This window comes from Stenotrophomonas sp. Steno-C15 (assembly GCF_056393265.1).
Genome location: NZ_JBWJPF010000003.1, coordinates 186,333 through 209,787 on the forward strand (window position 1 = coordinate 186,333; position 23,455 = coordinate 209,787).

At 67.1% G+C, this 23,455-nt stretch carries 25 protein-coding genes; 11 read left to right on the forward strand and 14 right to left on the reverse strand.

Annotation, left to right across the window (positions count from 1 at the left end):
- Positions 1 to 84: 84 nt before the first annotated feature.
- Entirely contained in the window at positions 85 to 1,026 is a 942-nt protein-coding gene (locus AC06FB_RS04375) for an electron transfer flavoprotein subunit alpha/FixB family protein (RefSeq protein ID WP_065182502.1), read from the reverse strand.
- On the reverse strand, positions 1,026 to 1,772 hold the full coding sequence (locus tag AC06FB_RS04380; RefSeq protein WP_478053421.1) for an electron transfer flavoprotein subunit beta/FixA family protein: 747 nt from the start codon (positions 1,770 to 1,772) through the stop codon (positions 1,026 to 1,028). Before AC06FB_RS04380 ends, AC06FB_RS04375 begins: the two co-directional genes overlap by 1 nt.
- 259 nt (positions 1,773 to 2,031) lie before the next feature.
- Here AC06FB_RS04380 and rfbB point away from each other — a divergent pair, with 259 nt between their 5' ends.
- The 7 genes from rfbB to AC06FB_RS04415 all read left to right on the forward strand — a co-directional run bounded on the left by rfbB (position 2,032) and on the right by AC06FB_RS04415 (position 7,531).
- Positions 2,032 to 3,087, forward strand: coding sequence for a dTDP-glucose 4,6-dehydratase (rfbB, locus tag AC06FB_RS04385; RefSeq protein WP_065175347.1), 1,056 nt, complete (start codon positions 2,032 to 2,034; stop codon positions 3,085 to 3,087).
- A gap of 14 nt (positions 3,088 to 3,101) precedes the next feature.
- Positions 3,102 to 3,989, forward strand: coding sequence for a glucose-1-phosphate thymidylyltransferase RfbA (gene rfbA / locus AC06FB_RS04390; RefSeq protein ID WP_193396183.1), 888 nt, complete (start codon positions 3,102 to 3,104; stop codon positions 3,987 to 3,989).
- The gene (rfbC, locus tag AC06FB_RS04395) at positions 3,986 to 4,543 is read left to right on the forward strand and encodes a dTDP-4-dehydrorhamnose 3,5-epimerase (protein WP_253120241.1); all 558 of its coding nucleotides are present in this window, start codon (positions 3,986 to 3,988) and stop codon (positions 4,541 to 4,543) included. Before rfbA ends, rfbC begins: the two co-directional genes overlap by 4 nt.
- Positions 4,540 to 5,439, forward strand: a complete 900-nt coding sequence (gene rfbD, locus AC06FB_RS04400) for a dTDP-4-dehydrorhamnose reductase (protein WP_478053422.1) — start codon at positions 4,540 to 4,542, stop codon at positions 5,437 to 5,439. The genes rfbC and rfbD overlap by 4 nt, the downstream gene beginning before the upstream one ends.
- Before the next feature lie 90 nt (positions 5,440 to 5,529).
- Entirely contained in the window at positions 5,530 to 6,261 is a 732-nt protein-coding gene (locus tag AC06FB_RS04405) for a CoA transferase subunit A (protein WP_053516964.1), read from the forward strand.
- Position 6,262: 1 nt separating this feature from the next.
- Positions 6,263 to 6,895: a CoA transferase subunit B gene (locus tag AC06FB_RS04410; protein ID WP_065175345.1), complete on the forward strand. Its 633-nt coding sequence runs from the start codon at positions 6,263 to 6,265 to the stop codon at positions 6,893 to 6,895.
- A gap of 48 nt (positions 6,896 to 6,943) precedes the next feature.
- Positions 6,944 to 7,531 (forward strand): alpha-ketoglutarate-dependent dioxygenase AlkB family protein, encoded by a 588-nt coding sequence (locus AC06FB_RS04415; RefSeq protein ID WP_053516962.1) that lies wholly within the window; start codon positions 6,944 to 6,946, stop codon positions 7,529 to 7,531.
- An 8-nt stretch (positions 7,532 to 7,539) separates the two neighbouring features.
- On the opposite strand, the gene AC06FB_RS04420 is transcribed toward AC06FB_RS04415, so the two are convergent.
- The 4 genes from AC06FB_RS04420 to AC06FB_RS04435 are packed head-to-tail and all read right to left on the reverse strand — an operon-like array spanning position 7,540 to position 11,058.
- The gene (locus tag AC06FB_RS04420) at positions 7,540 to 8,181 is read right to left on the reverse strand and encodes an ABC-type transport auxiliary lipoprotein family protein (RefSeq protein ID WP_065182499.1); all 642 of its coding nucleotides are present in this window, start codon (positions 8,179 to 8,181) and stop codon (positions 7,540 to 7,542) included.
- Entirely contained in the window at positions 8,178 to 9,104 is a 927-nt protein-coding gene (locus tag AC06FB_RS04425; protein ID WP_053516959.1) for an MlaD family protein, read from the reverse strand. The genes AC06FB_RS04420 and AC06FB_RS04425 overlap by 4 nt, the downstream gene beginning before the upstream one ends.
- Before the next feature lie 3 nt (positions 9,105 to 9,107).
- Complete coding sequence (locus tag AC06FB_RS04430; RefSeq protein ID WP_053516958.1) at positions 9,108 to 9,935, reverse strand: ABC transporter ATP-binding protein; 828 nt, start codon at positions 9,933 to 9,935, stop codon at positions 9,108 to 9,110.
- 1 nt (position 9,936) lies between these two features.
- Positions 9,937 to 11,058 (reverse strand): ABC transporter permease, encoded by a 1,122-nt coding sequence (locus AC06FB_RS04435; RefSeq protein WP_478053423.1) that lies wholly within the window; start codon positions 11,056 to 11,058, stop codon positions 9,937 to 9,939.
- A 92-nt stretch (positions 11,059 to 11,150) separates the two neighbouring features.
- Here AC06FB_RS04435 and AC06FB_RS04440 point away from each other — a divergent pair, with 92 nt between their 5' ends.
- Positions 11,151 to 12,410 carry a threonine/serine exporter family protein gene (locus AC06FB_RS04440; RefSeq protein ID WP_065182498.1) on the forward strand — a complete coding sequence of 420 codons (1,260 nt, stop codon included), beginning with the start codon at positions 11,151 to 11,153 and terminating at the stop codon, positions 12,408 to 12,410.
- A 54-nt stretch (positions 12,411 to 12,464) separates the two neighbouring features.
- Here the strand turns inward: AC06FB_RS04440 and AC06FB_RS04445 are convergent, their stop codons facing one another.
- The 4 genes from AC06FB_RS04445 to AC06FB_RS04460 form a co-directional block, all read right to left on the reverse strand.
- The gene (locus AC06FB_RS04445) at positions 12,465 to 12,845 is read right to left on the reverse strand and encodes an H-NS histone family protein (protein ID WP_053516955.1); all 381 of its coding nucleotides are present in this window, start codon (positions 12,843 to 12,845) and stop codon (positions 12,465 to 12,467) included.
- Positions 12,846 to 13,067: 222 nt separating this feature from the next.
- Positions 13,068 to 14,759 (reverse strand): proline--tRNA ligase, encoded by a 1,692-nt coding sequence (locus tag AC06FB_RS04450; RefSeq protein ID WP_053516953.1) that lies wholly within the window; start codon positions 14,757 to 14,759, stop codon positions 13,068 to 13,070.
- Between the two features lie 28 nt (positions 14,760 to 14,787).
- Positions 14,788 to 14,931, reverse strand: coding sequence for a hypothetical protein (locus tag AC06FB_RS04455; RefSeq protein ID WP_478053424.1), 144 nt, complete (start codon positions 14,929 to 14,931; stop codon positions 14,788 to 14,790).
- Between the two features lie 348 nt (positions 14,932 to 15,279).
- Positions 15,280 to 15,657 (reverse strand): DUF4124 domain-containing protein, encoded by a 378-nt coding sequence (locus AC06FB_RS04460; RefSeq protein ID WP_262101500.1) that lies wholly within the window; start codon positions 15,655 to 15,657, stop codon positions 15,280 to 15,282.
- An 80-nt stretch (positions 15,658 to 15,737) separates the two neighbouring features.
- Here AC06FB_RS04460 and pssA point away from each other — a divergent pair, with 80 nt between their 5' ends.
- The 3 genes from pssA to rimI are packed head-to-tail and all read left to right on the forward strand — an operon-like array spanning position 15,738 to position 17,499.
- The gene (gene pssA / locus AC06FB_RS04465; RefSeq protein ID WP_053516952.1) at positions 15,738 to 16,514 is read left to right on the forward strand and encodes a CDP-diacylglycerol--serine O-phosphatidyltransferase; all 777 of its coding nucleotides are present in this window, start codon (positions 15,738 to 15,740) and stop codon (positions 16,512 to 16,514) included.
- Positions 16,511 to 17,005: a hypothetical protein gene (locus tag AC06FB_RS04470; RefSeq protein ID WP_262101501.1), complete on the forward strand. Its 495-nt coding sequence runs from the start codon at positions 16,511 to 16,513 to the stop codon at positions 17,003 to 17,005. Before pssA ends, AC06FB_RS04470 begins: the two co-directional genes overlap by 4 nt.
- Complete coding sequence (rimI, locus tag AC06FB_RS04475; protein WP_053516950.1) at positions 17,002 to 17,499, forward strand: ribosomal protein S18-alanine N-acetyltransferase; 498 nt, start codon at positions 17,002 to 17,004, stop codon at positions 17,497 to 17,499. Before AC06FB_RS04470 ends, rimI begins: the two co-directional genes overlap by 4 nt.
- Before the next feature lie 75 nt (positions 17,500 to 17,574).
- Here the strand turns inward: rimI and AC06FB_RS04480 are convergent, their stop codons facing one another.
- The 4 genes from AC06FB_RS04480 to AC06FB_RS04495 form a co-directional block, all read right to left on the reverse strand.
- Entirely contained in the window at positions 17,575 to 18,396 is an 822-nt protein-coding gene (locus AC06FB_RS04480) for an EamA family transporter (protein ID WP_111186577.1), read from the reverse strand.
- Between the two features lie 63 nt (positions 18,397 to 18,459).
- Entirely contained in the window at positions 18,460 to 21,303 is a 2,844-nt protein-coding gene (locus AC06FB_RS04485) for a valine--tRNA ligase (RefSeq protein ID WP_197600669.1), read from the reverse strand.
- 72 nt (positions 21,304 to 21,375) lie between these two features.
- The gene (locus tag AC06FB_RS04490; protein ID WP_004154132.1) at positions 21,376 to 21,801 is read right to left on the reverse strand and encodes a DNA polymerase III subunit chi; all 426 of its coding nucleotides are present in this window, start codon (positions 21,799 to 21,801) and stop codon (positions 21,376 to 21,378) included.
- Between the two features lie 82 nt (positions 21,802 to 21,883).
- Positions 21,884 to 23,362, reverse strand: coding sequence for a leucyl aminopeptidase (locus AC06FB_RS04495; RefSeq protein WP_053516946.1), 1,479 nt, complete (start codon positions 23,360 to 23,362; stop codon positions 21,884 to 21,886).
- Positions 23,363 to 23,455: the final 93 nt, after the last annotated feature.

Sequence of the window (23,455 nt, forward strand, 5' to 3'; positions counted from 1 at the left end):
TGAGCCAGGCCAGCGTCCCTGCGGGGCCCAGAAGGAAGGGAATGCCGCGTAACCTGTTGATTACGCGGCACCCCGGGCGGGCGCTCAGCCCAGCGCGGCCTCGAGTTCGGGCAGGATCGTGAACAGATCCCCGACCAGGCCGATATCGGCAATCTCGAAGATCGGCGCATCGCCGTCCTTGTTGATCGCCACGATCGTGCCGGCATCCTTGATGCCGGTCAGGTGCTGGATCGCACCGCTGATGCCGACGGCCACGTACAGCTCCGGCGCGATGATCTTGCCGGTCTGGCCGACCTGCAGGTCGCTGGGCACGTAGCCGGCATCGACGGCGGCGCGCGAGGCGCCGACGGCGGCGCCTAGCTTGTCGGCCAGCTGGAAGACGACCTTGAAGTTCTCTTCCGAGCCGACACCACGGCCACCGGAGACCACGCGCTTGGCGCTCTGCAGGTCCGGACGGTCGCTGGCACCGGCGGCCAGGCCGACGAAACGGGTGTGGGTCGGCAGTGCCGCATCCACGCTGGCCGCTTCGATGGCAGCGCTGCCGCCCTGCGCGGCTTCCGGCCACGACGCGGCACGCACGGTGGCGACCACGACCTGGTCGGCCGGGGCCTCCACAGTGATGATGGCGTTGCCGGCGTAGATCGGGCGCTTGAAAGTGTGGCTGCCTTCCACGGCCATCAGGTCGGAGACCTGGTTGACACCCAGCAGGGCGGCCACGCACGGCATCAGGTCCTTGCCGAAGGTGGTGGACGGGCCGAACACGTGGCTGTAGCCCTTGGCCAGCTGTGCGATCTGCGGCGCCAGCACCTGGGCCAGGGCCTGTGCGTTGGCGGCGTTGGCCACGGTCAGGACCTTGGCGACGCCGGCGATCCTGGCGGCCTCGGCGGCGACGGCCGTCGGATCGGCGGCCAGCACCAGCACGTCGATGCTGGCACCGCTGATGGCAGCGGCGGCGCTGACGGTCTTGGCGGTGGCGGCGTTGAGCTTGCCGTCGTGGTGCTCGGCGATGACGAGAATCTTGCTCATTACAGCAACCCCTTCTGCTTGAGTGCGGCCACCAGTTCGGCCGCGTCCTTGACCATTACACCCTTGCTGCGCTTGGACGGCGCAGCGTACCGGGTGGTCTTGAAGGTGTCGGCGGCTTCAACGCCGAGGTCGGCCAGATGCAGGGTTTCCAGCGGCTTGGCCTTGGCCTTCATGATGTCCGGCAGCTTGATGAAGCGCGGCTCGTTCAGGCGCAGGTCGGTGGTGACGACCGCCGGCAGATCCACTTCCAGTGTTTCCAGGCCGGCGTCGACCTCACGGGTCACCGTGGCCTTGCCATCGGCGATGTCCAGCTTGCTGGCGAAGGTCGCCTGCGGGCGGCCCCAGAGCGTGGCCAGCATCTGCCCGGTCTGGTTGGCGTCATCGTCGATGGCCTGCTTGCCGAGGATCACCAGGTCCGGCTGCTCCTTCTCGACCAGCTTGAGCAGGGTGCGCGCGGCGGTCAGCGGCTGGATGGCCTGGTCGGTGACCACGTGCACGGCACGGTTGGCGCCCATGGCCAGGCCGTTGCGCAGATGCGCCTGGGCGTCGGCCGGGGCGATGGTGGCCACCACCACCTCCGTGGCGATGCCCTTGTCGCGCAGGCGCAGGGCTTCTTCCAGGGCGATTTCATCGAAAGGATTGGGAGACAGCTTGACGCCATCGGTGACCACGCCGGAACCGTCCGGCTTGACCTGAATGCGGACGTTGTAGTCCACCACGCGCTTGTATGCGACGAGGATTTTCATCTGGTACGGGGTCCTTCAGTAACAGGGAGAACGTCCGGTCCTGACAGCAACCGGTTCGGGGGTGGGATCCCGATTCTAGCTGGCTTGGGGCAACCATGCGAATGCGTATGGTTGTGCTGCGGCGCACTAATGCTCTCTCAGGGAAGGGGCTCTGTTCACCCGTCAGAGGCAGTGGTAAAGGTGGGCCCGATGTATCCTGCTGCGCTGCACCCGACTGCCAGGCGGCGCGGGAGCCTTGATCGAACAGGAGTAACGGGTAGTGCCAACTTGGATTGTCACCGGCGGCGCCGGGTTCATTGGCGGCAATTTCGTCCTCGAGGCCGTGGCTCGTGGCGTCAAGGTCGTCAATCTCGATGCACTGACCTACGCCGGCAACCTGCAGACGCTGTCCAGCCTGGAAGGTAATCCGGACCATGTGTTCGTGCACGGCGACATCGGCGACCGTGAGCGGGTCGCCCGCCTGCTCGCCGAGCATCAGCCCGATGCGGTGCTGAACTTCGCAGCCGAGAGCCACGTCGACCGCTCCATCGATGGCCCCGGGGCCTTCATCCAGACCAATGTGGTGGGGACCCTGGGCCTGCTCGAAGCGGTGCGCGACTACTGGAAGGCGTTGCCGGCCGAGCGCGGCGCAGCGTTCCGCTTCCTGCATGTGTCCACCGACGAGGTGTACGGCACGCTGGGCGAGACCGGCGCGTTCAGCGAGACCACCCCGTACGCGCCGAACTCGCCGTACTCGGCGTCCAAGGCCGCGTCCGATCATCTGGTGCGTGCGTTCCACCACACCTACGGGCTGCCGGTGCTGACCACCAACTGCTCCAACAACTACGGCCCCTATCACTTCCCGGAAAAGCTCATCCCGCTGGTGATCGCCAAGGCGCTGGCCGGCGAACCGCTGCCGGTCTACGGCGACGGCAGGCAGGTGCGTGACTGGCTGTTCGTGTCAGATCACTGCGAGGCGATCCGCACCGTGCTGGCCAAGGGCCGGGTGGGCGAGACCTACAATGTGGGCGGCAATTCGGAACGGCAGAACATCGAGGTGGTGCATGCGATCTGCGCTCTGCTGGACCAGCGCCGTCCGCGCGCTGACGGGCAGCCGCGCAGCAGCCAGATCACCCATGTGGCCGATCGCCCCGGCCATGACCGTCGCTATGCGATCGATGCCAGCAAGCTGAAGAACGAATTGGGCTGGCAGCCGGCGCACACATTCGAGCAGGGCATCGCCTTCACTGTTGACTGGTACCTGGAGAACCAGGACTGGGTCGAGGGCGTGCTTGACGGCAGCTACCGCCTGCAGCGCATCGGCACTACGGCCTGAACCCAGGAGACGTCATGACCCAGCGCAAGGGCATCATCCTCGCCGGCGGAACCGGCACCCGGCTGTATCCGATCACCAAGGGCGTCAGCAAGCAGCTGTTGCCCGTGTACGACAAGCCGATGATCTACTACCCGCTCAGCGTGCTGATGCTGGCCGGCATCCGGGAAGTGCTGATCATCAACACCCCGCATGAGCAGGCCCTGTTCCAGCAGCTGCTGGGTGATGGCTCGCAATGGGGCATGGACATCCAGTACGCCGTGCAGCCCAGTCCGGATGGGCTGGCGCAGGCGTATCTGATCGGCCGCGAGTTCGTCGCCGGCAAGCCCAGCTGCCTGGTCCTCGGCGACAACATCTTCCATGGCCACGGCCTGCGCGACGTGCTCCGGCGGGCCGACGCCCGCGCCGATGGCGCGACCGTGTTCGGCTACTGGGTCAACGATCCCGAGCGTTACGGCGTGGCCGAATTCGACAAGGACGGCCGGGTTGTCGGCCTGGTCGAAAAGCCGCAGAACCCGCGTTCCAACTACGCGGTCACCGGCCTGTATTTCTATGATGGCAACGCCAGCGATTATGCGGCCGAGCTGAGGCCTTCGCCGCGCGGCGAGCTGGAAATCACCGATCTCAACCAGCGCTATCTCGGTGCGGGCAGCCTGCATCTGGAGGCGCTGGGGCGTGGCTATGCATGGCTGGATACCGGCACTCACCAGTCGCTGCTGGAAGCGTCCAACTTCATCGAGACCATCCAGACGCGCCAGGGCCTGCAGGTCTGCTGTCCGGAAGAAGTGGCGTTCGGGCAGGGCTGGATCAATGCCGAGCAGCTGGAAGCGCTGGCCGCTCCGTTGATCAAGAATGGCTACGGCCAGTACCTGCACACACTCGCATTGCGTGGAGTGGTTCCGTGAAAGTGATTGAAACCCGGTTGCCGGGATGTGTGGTGATTGAACCGGCGGTGTTCGGTGACGAGCGCGGCTTCTTCTTCGAGGGCTGGAACGCGGCGCGATTCGGCCAGCTGGGCCTGCCCGACCGCTTCGTGCAGAGCAATGTCTCCTCATCGAGCAAGGGCGTGCTGCGCGGCCTGCATTACCAGTGGCCGCGACCGCAGGGCAAGCTGGTGAGCGTGCTGGAAGGCGAGGTGTACGACGTGGCCGTCGATATCCGCCGCGGATCGCCCACCTTCGGCCAATGGGAAGCGGTGGTGCTGAGCGCGCAGAACAAGCGCCAGTTCTGGATTCCGGAAGGCTTCGCGCACGGATTTGCCGTGCTGTCCGACACCGCGCTGTTCCACTACCTGTGCACCGATGTGTACGTGAAGGAAGCCGATGCCGGAGTGCGCTGGAACGACGCGGACATCGCAGTGGACTGGCCGGTGGGCGTGCCGACGCTCTCGCCCAAGGACGAACATGCGCCGTTCCTGAAGGACATCGCCGAGGAACGTCTGCCGGTCTTCGCGCCATGACGGTTCTCGTGCTGGGTGGCAACGGCCAGGTCGGCCAGGAGCTGCTGCGCGCGCTGGCGCCGTTGGGGCCGGTGGTCGCCACCACCCGCAGTGGCCGGCTGCCTGATGGCAGCCCCTGCGAGACGGCGGACTTCGGCCAGCCCGCGAGCCTGCCGGCGCTGCTGGATCGCGTGCAGCCATCGGTGGTGGTCAATGCGGCGGCCTATACCGCCGTGGATCGCGCCGAGCAGGACATCGAGGCCGCCTTCGCCGCCAATGCGCAGGCCCCGGGCGTAATCGCGCGCTGGTGCCAGGCGCAGGGCGTGCCGTTCGTGCATTACTCCACCGACTACGTGTTCGACGGCGAAGGTTCCGCGCCCTATCGCGAGGACGAGCCGACCGCGCCGCTGGGTGTGTATGGCACCAGCAAGCGCGATGGCGAAGACGCCGTACGCGCTGCCGGTGGCCGCCACCTGATCTTCCGTACCGCATGGGTGTATGCCGAGCACGGCGCGAACTTCCTGCGCACGATGCTGCGCCTGGGCGCAGAGCGCGACCATCTGCGTGTGGTGGCCGACCAGATCGGCACGCCGACGCCGGCTGCGCTGATCGCCGATGTCACCGCGCTCGCGCTGCAGCATCCTGCCGCGCTCTCCGGTACCTGGCACCTCACCGCCAGTGGCCAGACCAGCTGGCACGGCTTCGCTGAAGCGATCTTCGCCGAAGCGCTGGCAACCGGTGTCCTGCACAGGGTGCCGGTGGTTGAAGCGATTCCGGGTGCCGAGTATCCGACCCCGGCGCGGCGGCCGGCCTGGTCGGTGCTGGACAACAGCGCCCTGCAGCAGGCGCTGGGCATCGTGCTGCCGCCGTGGCAGGACGGCCTGAAGCAGGTCATGGCCGCGATCGCGCGCGGCTGAGGGCACGCCGCAATTGCTGCGGCGCATCCCAGCCGGATGCGGGTGTGCCGCTAGAATGCGGGCATCCTTACCGTGTGGGACAGCAAAGCGATGGACAAGTCCAATACCGGCGGCAAGCGCAGCAAGCGCTATGCCAGCGCGGCCCAGGCGCTGGAGGGCGTGGTCGCCGATGGCCAGACGCTGGCCGTCGGCGGCTTCGGCCTGTGTGGCATACCCGAGGCACTGATCGCAGCCTTGCGCGACAGTGGAGTCAAGGGCCTGACCGTGATCTCCAACAATGCCGGTGTCGATGGCTTCGGCCTGGGCCAGCTGCTGGAAACACGCCAGATCAGCAGGATGATTTCGTCGTACGTGGGCGAGAACAAGGAGTTCGAGCGCCAGTTCCTGGCCGGTGAGCTGGAGCTGGAATTCAATCCACAGGGCACCCTGGCCGAGCGCCTGCGTGCCGGCGGCGCCGGAATTCCTGCCTTCTTCACTGCCACCGGCTACGGCACGGTGGTGGCCGAAGGCAAGGAGACCCGCGAATTCGACGGCAGGCACTATGTGCTGGAAACCGCGCTGCGTGCCGACGTTGCCCTGGTGAAGGCGTGGAAGGCCGACGAAGCCGGCAACCTGGTGTTCCGCAAGACCGCGCGCAATTTCAATCCTGCCTGCGCGATGGCCGGCAAGGTGTGCATCGCCGAAGTGGAAGAGGTGGTGCCGGTCGGTGCGATCGATCCGGACCAGGTGCATCTGCCGGGGATCTATGTGCATCGCATCGTGCACAACGCGCATCCTGAAAAGCGAATCGAGCAGCGCACCGTGCGTGCGGAGGGCAACTGACATGGCGTGGACCCGCGATGAGATGGCGGCCCGCGCCGCCCGTGAACTGACCGACGGTGCCTATGTGAACCTGGGCATCGGCCTGCCGACCCTGGTCGCCAACCACATTCCCGAAGGCGTGGACGTGTGGCTGCAATCCGAGAACGGCCTGCTTGGCATCGGCCCGTTCCCGACCGAAGCCGAGGTCGATGCCGACCTGATCAACGCCGGCAAGCAGACCGTGACCGCGCGCGCCGGTGCCAGCTACTTCGGCAGCCATGACAGTTTCGCCATGATCCGTGGCGGCCACATCAACCTGGCCATTCTTGGCGCGATGCAGGTGACCGACAAGGGCGACCTGGCGAACTGGATGGTGCCCGGCAAGATGGTCAAGGGCATGGGCGGCGCGATGGACCTGGTGGCCGGCGTGCAGCGCGTGGTGGTGCTGATGGAGCACACCGCGAAGAACGGCGAGCACAAAGTGCTGGCCGAATGCACGCTGCCGTTGACCGGCGTGGGCGTGGTCGACCGCATCATCACCGATCTGGCTGTGTTCGACGTGACCGATGCCGGTCTGGTGCTGGTGGAGACCGCGCCGGGGGTTGACGAGGACGAACTGAAGGAAAAGACCGGCGTGCCTTTCCGGCGTGCCTGAGTCCGGCGGAGCGGCCTCGTGCCGCCCCGACACTGCCTGGCGATCCCGATGCTGTTTCCACACGAGCTGCCCGATGCCGACGTCCGTCATGTTCCGGGCTGGCTGCTGCCGGATCGGGCGGATGCGCTGCAGCGGACACTGGGCGAACAGGTGGCCTGGGATGTGCACCGCATCCGGATGTTTGGTCACTGGGTGGATTCGCCGCGGCTGAGCAGTTGGATCGGCGATCCGCAGGCGCGCTACCGGTATTCCGGCGCCGAGTTCGTCCCGCGGCCCTGGCTGCCGGCATTGCAGGCGCTGCGCGTGCGATTGCAGGAAGAGGGTATCGGCCGGTTCAACAGCGTGCTGCTCAATCGATACCGCGATGGTGGCGATTACATGGGGTGGCACAGCGACGACGAACCCGAACTGGGCCCGGCGCCGGTGATCGCTTCACTGAGCCTGGGTGCGGCGCGGCGTTTCCTGCTGCGACGGCGCGACGAGCCGGCACGCAAGGCGGAGTTCCTGCTGGGCCATGGCGATCTGCTGTTGATGGCCGGCAGCACCCAGCGCTTCTATCAGCACGCGTTGCCGAAGATGGCGCGGGCCCAGGGCGAGCGGATCAACCTGACATTCCGTTGGATCACGCCGCGCTGAGCGAGGGATCAGCGCGGTGCTGCGGCGCTGTCGTTCTGCCCACTGACCAGCGTCCAGCCGACCACGTCCTGCGCGATCTGCTGCAGGCCACGTTCGAACGCCGCCGCAACCGCCGGCACATCGGTACTGCCAACGGGCTGCGCCTGACGGAAGGTGCGATCAGCGACCACGCGCTGGTCGGCCACGTGGATCAGCTTGGCATTGAGTTCGATCACCACCGTCGGCGTGGTCTGGCCCTGGTAGTCCGATTCGAAACGACGGATGTCCGTGGACAGCTTGTAATCGGCGCGGATACCGGCGGCGGTGCGGGCCACGCCGTTGATGCGGCCGGAGTCCTCGAAACCGCGCAGCAGCGTGTCCTCGATCATGTCGGTGGCCGGCTGGGCCCAGCTGGCGCCCCTGTAGATCTCCAGCTCCGACGGCGTGGGACGCACGTTGATGCGCGGGCTGTCGACCATGCGCGCCGCGCTGGGTTTGGCCAGCACCAGCTGCCAGGCGACCTGGGGCCAGCTGGGATCGACCTTCACCTGCACGGCAGGCGAGTACAGGGTGACGGGATTCTTGTCGCCGCTGCCGAGGATCGAGCAGCCCGACAGCAGCGCCAGGGCCAGGCCTGGCAGCAGCAGGCGCGGGAAGAGGATCGGGCTCATTTGGGTTCGAACTCCTTCGGGGCATCGCGGCCGAGCAGATAGCGCGCGGGGTTGTTCTCGAGGCGGTCGCTGACCCGGCGCAGGTCGCGGATCAGGCCACGCAGTTCGGTCAGGGTCGGGCCCAGCTGGCCGAGCCCGTCATTGGCGAAGCTGTTGATCGCGGCGCGGTTCTCGCCAAGGATCGAATCGGCATTGCCGGCAGCCGAATCGAGCTTGACCAGGGTAGCGTCGAGCTTGTCGATGATGCCCGGCAGCTGCTGCACCAGGTTCCTGTCGAGGCGCTCGATGGTGCCGTTGGTGGTCTTCAGCGTGGTGTCCAGGCTGCGTGCGGCATCGCGCGCGCTGAGCAGCAGCGCCTGCGTGCCCTGGTCGCGGTCGGCCAGTCCGCCGCTGATGGTTTCCAGGTTGGCCAGGGTCGCGTTGATCGACGCCACGTTGCGATCGCTGAGGATCTGGTCCATGCGCTCGACGATGCGGTTGGCCACATCGGTGATGTTCTGCAGTGCCGAAGGCGTGGTCGGGATGATCGGCGCCGGGTCCTTGTTGACCGTGGTCAGTGCCGGCGACTGCGGCGTGCCGCCGCTGAGCTGGATGATCGACGGACCGGTCAGGCTGGTGATCGCCAGCTTGGCACGGGTATCGGTCTTCACCGGCGTGGTGGAGTTCAGGCGGATGCGCGCCACCACCTGGCGCGGATCGTCCGGTACCAGGTTCAGCTCGATGATCGAGCCGACCGCGATGCCGTTGTACTGCACCGGGCTGCCGACCGACAGGCCGGTCACCGCCTCGCGGAACACCACGCGGTATTCCTGCCAGGTGCGGTCGGATGAGTACTTGGCCGCCCACAGGCCGAAGGCCAGCAGGGCCAGGCCGGTGATCAGGGTGAACGCGCCGATCAGCACGTAGTTGGCTTTGGTTTCCATGGCTCAGGCACTCTCGATCTGTTCGCCACGCGCGGCACGCGCACGTGGTCCGTGGAAGTATTCCTGGATCCACGGATGATCCAGTTTCTCGATTTCCGCAAGCGGTGCGTTGGCGATCACCTTGTGATCGGCCAGCACGGCGACGCGGTCGCAGATGGCGTACAGCGTGTCCAGGTCATGGGTGATCAGGAACACGGTCAGGCCCAGCGCTTCCTGCAGGGTCTTGATCAGCCGGTCGAAGGCCGCCGCGCCGATCGGGTCCAGGCCGGCGGTCGGTTCGTCCAGGAACAGCAGCGGCGGGTCCAGTGCCAGCGCGCGGGCCAGGCCGGCACGCTTGCGCATGCCGCCGGACAGCTGCGAGGGCAGCTTGTTGATCGCATCGGCGGGCAGGCCGGCCAGCTTCACCTTCAGCAGTGCCAGCTCGTAGTGCCAGCGTTCGGGAAGGTCGCGATGATGCTCCTTCAGCGGAACCTGCACGTTCTCGCCGACGGTCAGCGAGGAGAACAGCGCGCCATCCTGGAACAGCACGCCGGTGTTGCGCTCGATATGCAGCCGGCTTTCGGCATCGTCGGCACGCGCATCGCGGCCGAGCACTTCGATCTGTCCTTCATCCGGCACGCGCAGGCCCAGGATCGAGCGCATCAGCACGGACTTGCCGGTGCCCGAGCCGCCGACGACGCCGAGGATCTCGCCGCGCCGCACGTCCAGGTCGAGGTCCTCATGGACGGTCTGGCTGCCGAAGCGGTTGACCAGCCCACGCACGCGGATGGCCAGGTCATGGCCATCGTCATCACGCATCTCGAAGGTACCGGAACCGGAGGTCGTGTTCATGTCACCAGTCCATATGCATGAACCACAACGCCGCAAAGGCGTCGATGATGATCACCAGCGAGATGGTCTGCACCACGCTGGATGTGGTGCGCTCGCCGACCGACTGTGCGGTGCCGGTGACCTTCAGGCCCTCCAGGCAGCCGATCAGGCCGATCACCACCGCGAAGACGGGCGCCTTGGACAGGCCGACCAGCATGTGCCGCACCTCCATCGTGTCGTGCATCCGCGCGATGTACATCTGCGGCGGAATGTCCAGATCGAACGCGCCGACCGTGATGCCGCCGGCCAGGCCGGCAATCATCGCGATGAAGGTCAGCAGCGGCAGGGTCACCAGCAGCGCGAACAGGCGCGGCAGTACCATCAGGTCGATCGGGTCCAGGCCCAGCGTGCGCATCGCATCGATCTCCTCGCGGGCCTTCATCGCGCCGATCTGCGCGGTGAACGCGCTTGCCGTGCGGCCGGCCAGCACGATCGCGGTCAGCAGCACGGCGAACTCGCGCAGGAAGGCGATGTTGACCAGCTCGACCACGTAGATCTCCGCGCCGAAGTCGCGCAGGATGGTCGAGCCCAGGAACGCGATCACCGCACCGACCAGGTAGGACAGCAGCGCCACCAGCGGCACGGCGTCCAGGCCCACCTGCTCCATCTGATGCACGGTGGCGGTGAGGCGGAAGCGACGCGGCTGCTTGACCAGGCGAGCGGTCTTGACCATCGCCTCGCCGAGGAAGCTGGCCAGGGCCACGATGTTGTGGCCGGTGCCATGCATGCTGACGCCCAGCCGTTCCAGCGCGGCCAGCACGCCGAAGTCGCGCTTGGGCTTGGGCCGGTCGTCGGCCACTTCCTCGATGGTGCACACCAGGGCCTGGTGATCCGGCCGGAACTGCAGCGCATCCTCACCGAGGTCGGCGCGATGGGCCACGCGCAACAGCTGCAGTACGCCGGCCGAATCGAGCTGCTCGATGCCCGTGGCGTCAATGCCGGTCAGTTTGTCGGGAACGGCGCGCAGCACCTCGGCCGCGGCCAGCGCGGTCTTCAAGGTCCAGTGGCCGGACAGGCGGATCAGCCCGGGGTCGTGGGCGTCCTGTTCGAGCTGGGGGGCGAGGTTCTGGGTCACGTGGGCCATTCGGGTCGCAGCATAACCGTTCTGTATTGTGCTTCGCGTTGAACCAGGATGAATTCCTCCGGCGGGGCCCGGCCTAGGTAATACTACGGCGCATGTCCGCAGACGCTCACACGATCCCCACGCCCCAGGCCACCTACGCGCAGCGCGTGGCCTTCGTTTCCGAGATCGCCGGCCGCCTCCACAGCTACGGCACCACGGCCCAGCGTCTGGAAACGGCCGTGGTCGCACTGGCAAAACAGCTCGATCTCGATTGTGAACCGTGGTCTAACCCCACCGGCATCATCCTCAGCTTCAGCGACCCGGCCCAGGCGATCGGCTCCAGCGACATCACCCGCGTGATCCGCCTGGCACCGGGCGAGAACGACCTGCACAAGCTCAGTGTCGCCGACCGGATCGCCGAGGAAGTGGCCAACGGGCGGATGAGCATCGCGCAGGGGCACACCGCGCTGCGTCAGCTGGACAAGGATCCCGGCCGTCGCGGCAAGCTCCGCACCATCCTCTCGTTCACGCTCGGCGCGGCCGGTGTCGCCGGCATGTGGAAGCTGCCCTGGCTGGACATCGCCACCGCCGGTGTCATCGGCCTGATGATCGGCCTGCTCGGCATGGTCACCGACCGTCGCCCGGCGACCCGCGAGGCCGCCGAGGCGCTGGCCGCGCTGCTGGCCGGCCTGGTTGCCACCCTGATCGCTTCGTTTGTCGGCGCGCTCAACCTCAACACGGTGATCATCGCCTCGCTGGTGGTGCTGCTGCCCGGCATGTCGCTGACCAATGCGGTCAACGAACTGGCCAGCCAGCACTGGGTGTCAGGCACCGCGCGGTTTGCCGGTGCGCTGACCACGATCATGAAACTGAGCGTCGGCGCGATGATCGCGGTGACCCTGGCCGATGTGCTGGGCCTGGACCCGGTGATCCGTGCCTCGCGACCGCAGGGACCGTGGGTGGAGTGGGGGTCGCTGCTGACCGCGGCCTTCGCCTTCGCGATGCTGTTCAAGGCCAGCCGTCGCGATTATCCCTGGGTGATTGCCGCGTCCGTGGCCGGCTATGCCATTTCCAAGTTTGGCGGGCACGCCTGGGGGGCACCGGCAGGCATCTTCCTGTCGGCGATGGTGCTGACCGCCGGCGGCAACCTGTTCGGTCGGCTGGCCGGGCGTCCGGGTGCGATCATCCGCCTGCCGGGCATCATCATGATGGTCCCTGGCAGCACCAGCCTGCGTGGCGTGCTGACGCTCGTCCAGCAGCAGGATGTCGGTGCCGGCCAGAGCGTGTTCCTGACCGTGCTCAACGTGGTGATGGCGCTGGTGGCGGGCCTGCTGTTCGGCAACCTCTTGATGCCGGCGCGCAAGACGTTGTGATGGAATGAAGAACGCCGGCTTGCGCCGGCGTTCTTCATTCTTTCCGATCCGGCCTCAGGCCTTCTTGATCAGGAAATCTTCCGGCTTCTTGCTGCCCTTGGCGGTCAGCTCGGCCATCCAGCGCGGCTGCTTGCCACGGCCGGTCCAGGTTTCCTTCGGGTTGGCCGGGTTGCGGTACTTCGGGGCGACCTTGCCGAGCTTGCGGCCGGCGGTCTTGGACGGCGCCGCTGCCTTGCGGGCGCGTGGCTTGGCAGCCGTGGTAGCGGTACCGAACAACTCCTCGATGGTGTAACCCTCGGTCTTGGCCAGCTTGCTCAGCTGGGCCCGCACCTTGGCGATCGGGCGACGCTTGGCGACGATGGTCTGCTGCTTTTTCGCGGTGCGGATCAATGCGCCCAGCTCGCGTGCCGACAGGCCGGTCAGGTCGATGCTCATCTACGGTTACTCCGGAAACTAATAAGGGACAGGGACGAGCCGGTCCGTGGCGTCGGCGCACAGGATAATGATGAATTAAATCCAGTACAAATCATGCAGGTCAGGGTATGGCGATGGACCGACTGCATCGTGACCATTTTGACCGGATTATGTCCAGCTGCATATTCACCGGCCCACCGCCGGTACAAAGAAAAAGACCGGGGCATGCCCCGGTCCGGTCACTCAACCCTGCAGGCGTTGCAGCAGGGTAGCCTTATCCAGGCTTTCGGCTTCGCTGGCACGTCGCGAGCGGTACTCGTACGTGCCGGCCGCCAGGCCGCGCTCGCTGACCACCACGCGATGCGGGATGCCGATCAACTCCATGTCGGCAAACATCGCACCCGGGCGCAGCCCGCGATCATCCAGCGCGGCATCGAGACCGGCATCGCGCAGTTCCTGCAGCAGGCCGGCAGCGGCTTCGGCCACAGCGGCATCGCCCTTGGGGTTGATGACGCACACCACCACCTGCCACGGCGCCATCGCGTCCGGCCAGATGATGCCGGCATCGTCATGATTCTGTTCGATCGCGGCAGCGACCACGCGCGAGATGCCGATCCCGTAGCAGCCCATTGCCATCACTGCGGCCTTGCCGTTCTCGTCCAGTACGGTCGCGTCCAGCGCTTCGGCGTACTTGCGGCCAAGCTGGAACACGTGGCCGACTTCGATGCCACGGGCGATCTTCAACTCGCCGCCGTCCAGCGCACGGTCACCGGCACGCACGTTGCGGATATCGACCACTTCCGGTTCCGGCAGGTCGCGGCCCCAGTTGACTCCAGCCAGGTGGAAGCCCGCTTCATTGGCACCGACCACGAAATCGGACATCGCCGCCACTTCGCGGTCGGCCACCACGCGGATCGCCTTGGCCGGTGAAACCGGGCCGAGGAAGCCGGGCACGCTGCCCAGGTACTCGGCGATCTCCGCTTCGCTGGCAAAGCGCTGCTCTTCCAGGCCGGCAACCTTGCCCAGCTTGATCTCGTTGACCTCGTGGTCGCCACGGACCAGCACCAGCACGAACCCTTCGGCGGTCATCAGCGCCACCGACTTCACCGTGCGCTGCAGGGCGATGCCGAGCAGGGCGGCAACGTCCTCGCAGGTCTTCTGGGTGGGGGTCTCGACCTTGCGCATCGTCTCGCCGGCTGCCGCGCGCGGTGCCGGTTCCGCGGCGATCGCCGCTTCCATGTTGGCCGCGTAGTCCGAGCCGGTGGAGAACACCAGCGCGTCCTCGCCCGAATCGGCGATCACATGGAATTCCTGCGACGCGTCGCCACCGATCGCGCCGGAATCGGCCTGCACCATGCGGAAGTCCAGGCCCAGCCGGGTGAAGATGCGGCTGTAGGCGGCCTTCATGTTCTCGTACTCGCGCACCAGGCACTCATCGTGCAGGTGGAACGAATAGGCGTCCTTCATCAGGAATTCGCGTGCACGCATCACGCCGAAGCGCGGGCGGATCTCATCGCGGAACTTGGTCTGGATCTGATAGAAGTTCACCGGCAGCTGCTTGTAGCTGGACAGTTCGCTGCGCGCGAAGTCGCATGCGGCTTCCTCGGCGGTCGGGCTGTAGCAGAACACCTGGTCCTTGCGATCCTTGATCTTCAGCAGCTGCGGCCCGAACTTCTGCCAGCGGCCGGTCTGCTCCCACAGCTCCTTGGGCTGGATGGTCGGAATCTGGAACTCCACGGCACCGGCGCGATCCATTTCCTCCCGCACGATGCGTTCGACCTTGCGCAGCACGCGCAGTCCCAGCGGCGACCAGGTGTACAGGCCGGAGGCGAGCTTGCGGATCATGCCCGCACGCAGCATCAGGCGGTGGCTGGTCAGCTCCGCGTCGCTGGGGGTTTCCTTGGTGGTGTGCAGGTGGAACTGGGAGAGGCGCATCGTCGGCTTCGGTCTACGGCAGAGATCCCTATTCTGCCAGCCCGGGCGGGGGGAGGGTATCGGCAGGGCTGCGCCCTGCACCCGCCTCAGGCAACGTCAACTGCAACTGCAACTGCAACTGCAACTGCAACTGCAACGGCAACTGCAATAGCAACAGCAACAGCAACAGCAACAGCGGGCTTCCTGTGGGATGGCGGGGTGGGTCCGGTGGCAGGGGACGCCGTAAACCCGTCCATGGGGGCTTGGTCGCGGCATCCATGCCGCTCACACCCCTGCCACCGGACCCACCCCGCCTTCGACGGATCTCTGCGACCTGTCAGGACATGCCTTGGGGTCAGATCCGTTTTCCTGCGGAAACGGATCTGACCCCATTTTGGATTCCATGTAGCCCCATGGATGGGTTTACGGCGTGTCCTGCCAGCCCATACCGCCCCGCCAGACCAGCAGAAAACCAGAGCCGCTTTGGCATTTGACGTTGCGGTTGCCTGAAGCAGGTGCAGGGCGCAGCCCTGCCGACCCCTCAACCGGCGGCTGGGCAGTAGGCCTTGATGCTGGCTTCAGCCAGTCCTTTCTGCGCGGTGCGCTGCTCTGCGGTCAGCACGGTATCGCCCTTGCCGTCGCCGTCGGTGTCCTGCATCACCTGGCCGGACCCCTCCAGCAGGGCCAGGTTGGCACGGGCGGTGCTGCACTGCTCCGGTACGGGTGCGACCGGGCGTTCGGCGCTGTCAGCCGATGGCGCCGAGCGCGCCTGCGCCCGGGTCTCGTAGGTCCTGCCTGCTGGCGGGGTTTCCGAATACTGGGTGACGCCGTTGGCGTCCTTCCACTTGTAGACGGGGCCGGCCATGGCACTGGTACTGGCCAACAGCAGCAGGCATCCCAGGCAGGACAGGGCACGCATGGCAAACTCCGCAGAATGGGCGTAGAACGCCGATTGCAGCATTGGCACCGACCGCTGGCAAGTCGATTAAACTGGATTCCATGGACCCGATCACACCGCCGCCGCGTTCGCGCACGATTTACCTGCTGCCCAACCTGTTCACCACTGCGGGCCTGTTCGCGGGCTTCTACGCGATCATCGCCGCTGCCAACGGGGATTTCGTCAATGCCAGCATCGCGGTGTTCGTGGCGGCGGTGATGGACGGCCTGGATGGCCGTGTCGCGCGCCTGACCGGCACCAGCAGCGAGTTCGGCGTGCAGTACGACTCGCTGGCCGACCTGGTCAGCTTCGGCATGGCGCCGGCACTGGTGATGTACCACTGGTCGCTGTCCTGGCTGAAATTCGATGATCCCCTGCTGGGCCGTGTCGGCTGGGCCGTGGCCTTCCTGTACGCCGCATGCGCGGCGCTGCGTCTGGCCCGCTTCAATACCCAGGTCGCGGTGGTGGACAAGCGCTGGTTCGTCGGCCTGGCCAGCCCGGCCGCTGCCGGGCTGATGATGTCGTTCGTCTGGGCCTTCGCCGATGGCAACCTGGGCTGGGATGGCAATCAGTTGCGCTATGTGGCGCTGGCGGTGACGCTGGTCGCTGCGCTGCTGATGGTCAGCCGCATCCGCTTCTGGAGCTTCAAGGGCGGTGCCGCCAAGGATTCCCGATCCGACCGGGTGCCGTTCCTGGTCCTGGCACTGGTACCGATGGCCATCGCGATCGCGGTGATCGACCTGCCGCGCGTCCTGTTCGCCGTGGGCATCCTGTATGCCCTGTCCGGCCCGGTGATGTGGGCGGTGCAGCGCCTGCGCAAGAAGTCCGAGGCCGCGTGAGCCAGGATCTGCCCGTGCTGTGGTCACCGGCCCAGCAGGCCTGGCTGCAGGCGATGGGCTATACCGTCTATCACGACGGCCAGCTCGCCGCGGAGCTGGACGCTGCATTGCAGCTGAGCGTGGCCGACGCCGATGCGGCCAGCCCGGCAGCGCAGTCTCCGTCACGCCAGCCCGAACCGGCAGCGGTGGAGCCGGCACCGCGCCAGCCGCGGAGTCCGTCGCCGCCGCCTCGCACCGCGCCCGCCGTGGTGCCGGCAACCGAACCGCAGGCGGCACGCGCAGCCTCGGCGGGCACCACCCGGCAGCCGGCGGTACGTCTGCCTGATCGCCTGCAGATCGCGCTGCTGCGCGCGTCCGGCTGCAATCCGAACGATGCCGCGACGCAGGCGCTGATGGACAGCTGGCCGTTGGAGCAGCTGCGCCGTGATCCAGCCGCCAAGCGCGCGCTGTGGCCGCAGCTGCGCGCCCTGCGCAAGCGGGGCGTGCCGTGAGTGCGGTCAGCCAGCCCGGTCCGGTGCGCCTGCGGGCGCTGCGCGAGAGCGATCTTGCCGAGGTGATGGCGATCGAGGTGCGTGGCTATCCCTTCCCGTGGACCCGCGGCATATTCATCGATTGCCTGCGTGCGGGTTATCCCGGTCTGGCGATGGAGCGCGATGGCCAGCTGCTCGGCTACGGCGTGCTGAGCATCGCTGCCGACGAGGCGCATGTGCTGAACATCTGCATCGATCCGCTGGTGCAGTCACGCGGGCTGGGGCGGCAGCTGCTGCGTGCGCTGGTGCAGCTGGCTGGTGATCGCGGTGCCCAGCGTGTGTTCCTGGAAGTGCGCCCGTCCAATGCGCCGGCGCTGGCGCTGTATCACAGCGAAGGGTTCAACGAGATCGGCCGGCGTCCGCGCTATTACCCGGCCGCGCAGGGGCGCGAGGACGCGGTGGTGATGGCGATCGAGCTGGTCGAGGGCGACCTGCAGACGATGCCGCCGCTGTAACCGGCATGCGCCGCGTTGCCCGCCGGTACGGCCGGGCGCTGGCGGCAGGTGCCAACCTTGGCGGGCACGTGTGGCTCACGCCAGCCGCAGGGCCAGCACTCCGCTGACGATCAGCGACGCCGCCAGCCAGCGCACGCGCGGTATCCGTTCACGCAGCAGGAATGCCGAGATCAGCAGGGCGAACAGGATCGATGACTCGCGCAGGGCCGACACCATCGCGACCGGTACCTGGGTCATCGCCCACAGTGCCATCGCGTAGGACGCGGTGGTGCCCACGCCGCCGGCCAGGCCCAGCGGCCAATGCTGGCGCGCATAGGTCAGCACCGCGCTGCGGCGGGTGTACAGCGCCCACAGCGGCAGCGGGATGCCCGACAGCAGGAACAGCCACAACGTGTAGGCCAGCGGGCTGCCCGACAGGCGCGCGCCGTGCGCATCGACCAGGGTGTAGGTTGCGATCATCGTCGCCGTCAGCAGCGGCAGGCCGAGCTGGCCTGCGCGCGCGCCCAGTGCCATGGCCAGGATGCCGCTGCTGACCAGCGCCACGCCCAGCCACGCCGCTGCGGGCAGTGATTCGCCGAGCACGGTGCCAGCCAGCGCGACCAGGATCGGTGCGCAACCGCGCATGAGCGGATACGCCAGGCTCATGTCCACCTGCTGATAGCAGCGCGCGACCAGCGCGTAATAGACCACCTGCAGCAGTACCGAGGCCGCCAGCCACGGCCAGCTGGTCACGTCCGGCAGAGGAAGGAGAGGCAGCAGCGCGGCGGACAGCAGTGCGGCGCTGCCGGTGACGAGCACCGTGCCGAGGAGCTTGTCGGCGCCACGCTTGACGATGGCGTTCCAGCTGGCATGCAGCGCGGCAGCGGCGAGAACCAGCAGGAAGATCGAAAGCGGCATCCTCTGATGATGCCAAAAGACCTGGGCGGGTGCGGACCTGGATCCGCACCCGCCGGTCGGCTGTTACAGCTTCGCGCGTTGTTCGCGCAGGCCGGCCAGCTGGGTGTTCCAGTCGGCCAGGCGCACGCGCTCCTGCTCGACCACCGCAGCCGGCACCTTGTCGGTGAACCGGGCCAGCTTGGTTTCGCTCTTCTCCTGCTCGCCTTCCACGCGCTTGATCTCCTTGTCCAGGCGTGCACGTTCGGCATCCAGATCGACCAGGCCTTCCAGCGGCACCAGCAGCTTCAACTCACCGACGATGGCGGCGGCCGCAGGCGGAGCGCTTTCGCCTTCGCCCAGCCACTGCACGCTGTCCAGCTTCAGCAGGAACGACAGCGACGCACTGAAGCGTTCGACGCGGGCACGATCCTGCTGCTGGCCGGCCTGCAGGCGCAGGGGCACCAGCCTGGACGGTGCGACGTTCAGTTCGCTGCGCACGCGGCGCACCGCGCTGATCACCGCCTTGAGCCATTCGACGTCGGCCTCGGCCTGGGCGAAATCGCCCTGGAACTCGGCTGCGGTCGGGTAGGGGCGCAGCGACAGCGTGGTTTCGGCCAGGCCCAGGCGCGGGGCGAGCTGCTGCCACAGCTGTTCGGTGATGAACGGCGTCAACGGGTGCAGCAGGCGCAGCAGGGCTTCCAGCACATACAGCAGGGTGTGGCGGGTGCTTTCGGCATCCGCTGCGTCGCTGCCGCTCAGCGCCGGCTTGCTCAGTTCGAGGAACCAGTCGCAGAACGCATTCCACGCGAACTCGTACAGGCACTGCGCCAGCAGGTCGAAGCGGTAGGCGGCGAAGTGGCCCTGCGCTTCAGCGGTGGTGGCCGCCAGGCGTGCAAGGATCCAGCGCTCGGCATCGGTGCGCGGTGTCGGCACGCCGCTGAACGCCGCACCTTCGGTGTTCATCAGCGCGAAGCGGCTGGCATTCCACAGCTTGTTGCAGAAGTTCTTGTAGCCTTCGGCTCGGTTCATGTCGAACTTGATGTCGCGGCCATGGGTGGCCAGCGCCGCGATGGTGAAGCGCAGCGCGTCGGCGCCGTGGGCGGCGATGCCGTCCGGGAACTCCCTGCGCGTGGCTTTCTCGATCTTCTCCACCATCTTCGGCTGCATCAGGCCGCCGGTGCGCTTGGCGACCAGGTCATCGATGCTGATGCCATCGATGATGTCCAGCGGGTCGAGCACGTTGCCCTTGCTCTTGGACATCTTCTGGCCTTGTCCGTCGCGGATCAGGCCGGTGAAGTAGACGTCCTTGAACGGAATCTTTCCGGTCAGGTTGTCGGTGGCCATGATCATGCGGGCCACCCAGAAGAAGATGATGTCGAAGCCGGTGACCAGCACCGACGACGGCAGGTAGCGGTCGAAGCCACGCTCGGCCATGGCCTGTTCGTTCGGCCAGCCCAGGGTGGAGAACGGCCACAGCTGGGAGGAGAACCACGTTTCCAGCACGTCGCTTTCCTGGTTCAGCACGACATCGCTGCCGAGCTCGTGCTTTGCCCGCACCTCATCCTCGCTGCGACCGACGTAGCAGGTGCCGGTGGCAGCGTCGAACCACGCCGGAATGCGGTGGCCCCACCACAGCTGGCGGCTGATGCACCAATCCTGGATGTTGGCCATCCAGTGACGGTAGGTGTTGATCCAGTTCGGCGGCACGAAGGAGATGCTGCCCGGCTTCCCATCGGTACCTTCGACCAGCTCCAGGCCGCGCTTGGCCAGCTCGTCCATCTTCACGAACCACTGGTCGGTCAGGTACGGCTCGATCACCTGGCCGGTGCGGTCGCCGCGCGGCACCTGCAGCTTGTGCGCCTTGGTCTCGACCAGGATGCCCAGGTCTTCCAGCTCGGACAGCACGGCCTTGCGTGCTTCATAGCGGTCCAGGCCCTGGAAGCGTTCCGGGGCGTTCTCATTCAGCGCCGCCACCGGAGTGAACAGGTTGATCATCGGCAGGCTGTGGCGCACCCCGACCTGGTAATCGTTGAAGTCATGCGCGGGCGTGACCTTGACCACGCCGGTACCGAACGCGCGGTCCACGTAATCATCGGCGATCACCGGCACGCGGCGGCCGGTCAGCGGCAGCACCACGGTCTTGCCGATCAGGTGTGCGTACCGCTCGTCTTCCGGATGCACCATCACGGCGGTGTCGCCCAGCAGGGTCTCCGGGCGGGTGGTGGCCACCACCAGGTAATCGCGGGTCTCGCGCAGGGTTTCGTTACCGTCGGCGTCGCGCTCGACGTGCTCGTAGCTGAGGCCGTCATCGAGCTGATAGGCGATCGACCACAGGAAACCGTCTTCTTCGGCGCTCTCCACTTCCAGGTCGGAGATGGCGGTTTTCAGCACCGGATCCCAGTTGACCAGACGCTGGCCGCGGTAGATCAGGCCCTGCTCATGCCAGCGCACGAAGGCCTCGATCACCGCCGCCGAGGGCTGCGGGTCCATGGTGAAGGTGCTGCGCGACCAGTCGGCCGACGTGCCGAGGCGGCGCATCTGTCGTTCGATGGTGTCGCCGGACTGCTGCTTCCACTCCCAGACCTTGCCGATGAAGCCTTCGCGGCCCAGCGAGTCACGGGTTTCGCCCTTGCCTTCCAGCGCCAGGTTGCGGCTGACCACCATCTCGGTGGCGATGCCGGCGTGGTCGGTGCCGACCTGCCACAGCGTGTCGTAGCCGCGCATGCGGTGGTAACGCACCAGCGCATCCATCAGGGTCTGCTGGAAGGCGTGTCCCATGTGCAGCGTGCCCGTCACATTCGGCGGTGGCAGCAGGATGGTGTACGGCTCGCCCTGGCCGGACGGCTTGAAGTGGCCGGCCTTCTCCCAGGCCTCGTAGAGGTCGGTCTCGAAGGACTTCGGGTCGTAGCTGGAGGCGAGTTGGGTCATGCGGGGGAACCAGGAGGTAATCGTTGAAGGATCAGGGCGCAGGGGTGGCCCATCAAGGGGGCCGCGGGGCGCTCACATGTCGTGCTTGTTCAGGTCGTAACCGGCGGCCTTGTACTGGCGCCAGCGTTCGCGCAGCGGTTCGCGCGCTTCAGGGTCGGCCGGGACCACTTCCAGCACGCGCTCGCACTGGCCCAGCCAGGGGTCGTCGCGCAGGTTGATCACCAGCGGGCGGGCCGGCGCCTCGGTGCCGGGCACGGCGATCAGCACCAGCGCTTCTTCCTCGTCCATGTCCTCGCCGGCGATCTGATGCGGGATGTAGGCATCGTCATCGAACGCCCACAGCAGTTCGTCCAGTTCCTCGGCCTGGGCCTGGTCGCGCGCCAGCACCAGGGTGAACAGGCCGGCATCGTTGGCCTTGCGTGCCAGCTCGCAGACCAGGCGCAACGGCTCGGTCAGGAAACGGGGCTTGGCGATCAGGTAGAAGTCGGCGCGGGGCATGGCAGGGTCCGGAACAGGCGGGGGCCCGGTCTGGCCGGGCGAGGCCCTGACCGGCGGTGGCCGGCCAGGGTCTGGTACAGCATCAGGCGCGGGCGGCCTGGTCCAGCAGCCACTGGCTCAGCAGGCCGACCGGGCGGCCGGTGGCCATGCCACGCTTGCCCTCGTCGCTGGCGACGCCGGCGATGTCCAGGTGAGCCCAGCGCTGGCCTTCGGCGAAGCGCGACAGGAAGCAGCCGGCGGTGATGGCGCCAGCCCAGCGGCCGCCGATGTTGTAGACGTCGGCGAAGGTCGAATCCAGCATCGGCTGGTACTCATCCCAGAGCGGCAGGCGCCAGGCGCGGTCGAACACGTGCTCGCCGGCGGCCAGCAGCTCGTTGGCCAGGTCGTCGTGCTTGCTCATCAGGCCCGCGGTCTGGTGACCGAGGGCGACCATGCAGGCGCCGGTCAGGGTGGCGACGTCGACCAGCGCGGCCGGCTCGAAGCGCTGCGCGTAGGTCAGCGCATCGCACAGGATCAGGCGGCCTTCGGCGTCGGTGTTGCCGACTTCGATGGTCTTGCCCGACATCGAGGTGATGACGTCGGACGGGCGGTAGGCGTTGCCGTCGATGGCGTTCTCCACGGCCGGCACCACCACCACCAGGTTCAGCGGCAGCCTGGCCTTGACCGCAGCGACGAAGGTGCCGATGACGTTGGCGCCGCCGCACATGTCGTACTTCATTTCCTCGATGCCGCCCTGGGTCTTCAGGTTGACGCCGCCGGTATCGAAGGTGATGCCCTTGCCGACCAGCACATAGGGCTTGGCATCGCCGGCGCCGGTCCACTTCAGCACGACCAGGCGCGGGCGATTGGCCGAACCACGGGCCACGGCCAGCAGCGAGCCCATGCCCAGAGCTTCCATCTGGGTCTCGTCGAGGATCTCGGCCTCGGCGCCGTCATGCTCGCTGGCGAACTTCACGCCGACTTCGGCCAGGTAGGCCGGGGTGCAGTAGTTCGGCGGCAGGTTGCCCAGCTCGCGGGCGAACTCGACACCGGCAGCGATGGCCTGGCCTTGGGCCAGGGCCTGCGCGTCGTCACCGGCGATGGCCAGCTGGGCCAGCCCGGCATCATCGGCCTTCTTCTTGCCCAGCGTGGCGGTGTAGCGGTACGCCGCGTGATCGGCGGCGATCACTGCCTGGCGGATCGCCCAAGCCGCATCGCGCTCCTTCACAGCCACTTCAGACAGGGTGAACAGCGCGCTGCGGGTGGCGCCTGCCTTCAGCGCGCGAACGGCGTCGCCTACGGCCTTCAGGTACTGCGGCACGCCGAAGCGGGCGGCTTCACCCAGCCCGACCACCAGCACGCGCGGCGCTGCCACGCCCGGCAGGTCGTGCAGCAGGCTGGTGGCACCGGTCTTGCCGGACAGGTCGCCGCGCTGGGCGAGGGCCGACAGGCGGCCGCCGCTGGCGGCATCCAGCGCCTGTGCGGCCGGAGTCAGGGTATGGTCGGCGTATGCGCCGACCACCAGGCAGTCAACGGGGGCGGCGGCCGGGGCGAGGTGGTTCAGGGTGAATTCGAGAGCCATTGAGCAGATTCCATTGGCAAGTCCGTACAATCGCGGACCGTTTACGCCCAGACGCTAGACTGGGCGGCACCGCGAACGAACCCCAGAGTTTAA

Coding starts and splice junctions, on each gene's coding strand:
- pssA (WP_053516952.1), top strand. CDS start 15,738: ATGGACCCGATCACACCGCCGCCGCGTTCGCGCACGATTTACCTGCTG.
- AC06FB_RS04375 (WP_065182502.1), bottom strand. CDS start 1,026: ATGAGCAAGATTCTCGTCATCGCCGAGCACCACGACGGCAAGCTCAAC.
- AC06FB_RS04495 (WP_053516946.1), bottom strand. CDS start 23,362: ATGGCTCTCGAATTCACCCTGAACCACCTCGCCCCGGCCGCCGCCCCC.
- rfbA (WP_193396183.1), top strand. CDS start 3,102: ATGACCCAGCGCAAGGGCATCATCCTCGCCGGCGGAACCGGCACCCGG.
- AC06FB_RS04405 (WP_053516964.1), top strand. CDS start 5,530: ATGGACAAGTCCAATACCGGCGGCAAGCGCAGCAAGCGCTATGCCAGC.
- AC06FB_RS04490 (WP_004154132.1), bottom strand. CDS start 21,801: ATGCCCCGCGCCGACTTCTACCTGATCGCCAAGCCCCGTTTCCTGACC.
- AC06FB_RS04415 (WP_053516962.1), top strand. CDS start 6,944: ATGCTGTTTCCACACGAGCTGCCCGATGCCGACGTCCGTCATGTTCCG.
- AC06FB_RS04445 (WP_053516955.1), bottom strand. CDS start 12,845: ATGAGCATCGACCTGACCGGCCTGTCGGCACGCGAGCTGGGCGCATTG.
- AC06FB_RS04440 (WP_065182498.1), top strand. CDS start 11,151: ATGTCCGCAGACGCTCACACGATCCCCACGCCCCAGGCCACCTACGCG.
- AC06FB_RS04430 (WP_053516958.1), bottom strand. CDS start 9,935: ATGAACACGACCTCCGGTTCCGGTACCTTCGAGATGCGTGATGACGAT.
- AC06FB_RS04450 (WP_053516953.1), bottom strand. CDS start 14,759: ATGCGCCTCTCCCAGTTCCACCTGCACACCACCAAGGAAACCCCCAGC.
- AC06FB_RS04460 (WP_262101500.1), bottom strand. CDS start 15,657: ATGCGTGCCCTGTCCTGCCTGGGATGCCTGCTGCTGTTGGCCAGTACC.
- rfbD (WP_478053422.1), top strand. CDS start 4,540: ATGACGGTTCTCGTGCTGGGTGGCAACGGCCAGGTCGGCCAGGAGCTG.
- AC06FB_RS04425 (WP_053516959.1), bottom strand. CDS start 9,104: ATGGAAACCAAAGCCAACTACGTGCTGATCGGCGCGTTCACCCTGATC.
- AC06FB_RS04410 (WP_065175345.1), top strand. CDS start 6,263: ATGGCGTGGACCCGCGATGAGATGGCGGCCCGCGCCGCCCGTGAACTG.
- AC06FB_RS04420 (WP_065182499.1), bottom strand. CDS start 8,181: ATGAGCCCGATCCTCTTCCCGCGCCTGCTGCTGCCAGGCCTGGCCCTG.
- AC06FB_RS04485 (WP_197600669.1), bottom strand. CDS start 21,303: ATGACCCAACTCGCCTCCAGCTACGACCCGAAGTCCTTCGAGACCGAC.
- AC06FB_RS04435 (WP_478053423.1), bottom strand. CDS start 11,058: ATGGCCCACGTGACCCAGAACCTCGCCCCCCAGCTCGAACAGGACGCC.
- AC06FB_RS04380 (WP_478053421.1), bottom strand. CDS start 1,772: ATGAAAATCCTCGTCGCATACAAGCGCGTGGTGGACTACAACGTCCGC.
- AC06FB_RS04480 (WP_111186577.1), bottom strand. CDS start 18,396: ATGCCGCTTTCGATCTTCCTGCTGGTTCTCGCCGCTGCCGCGCTGCAT.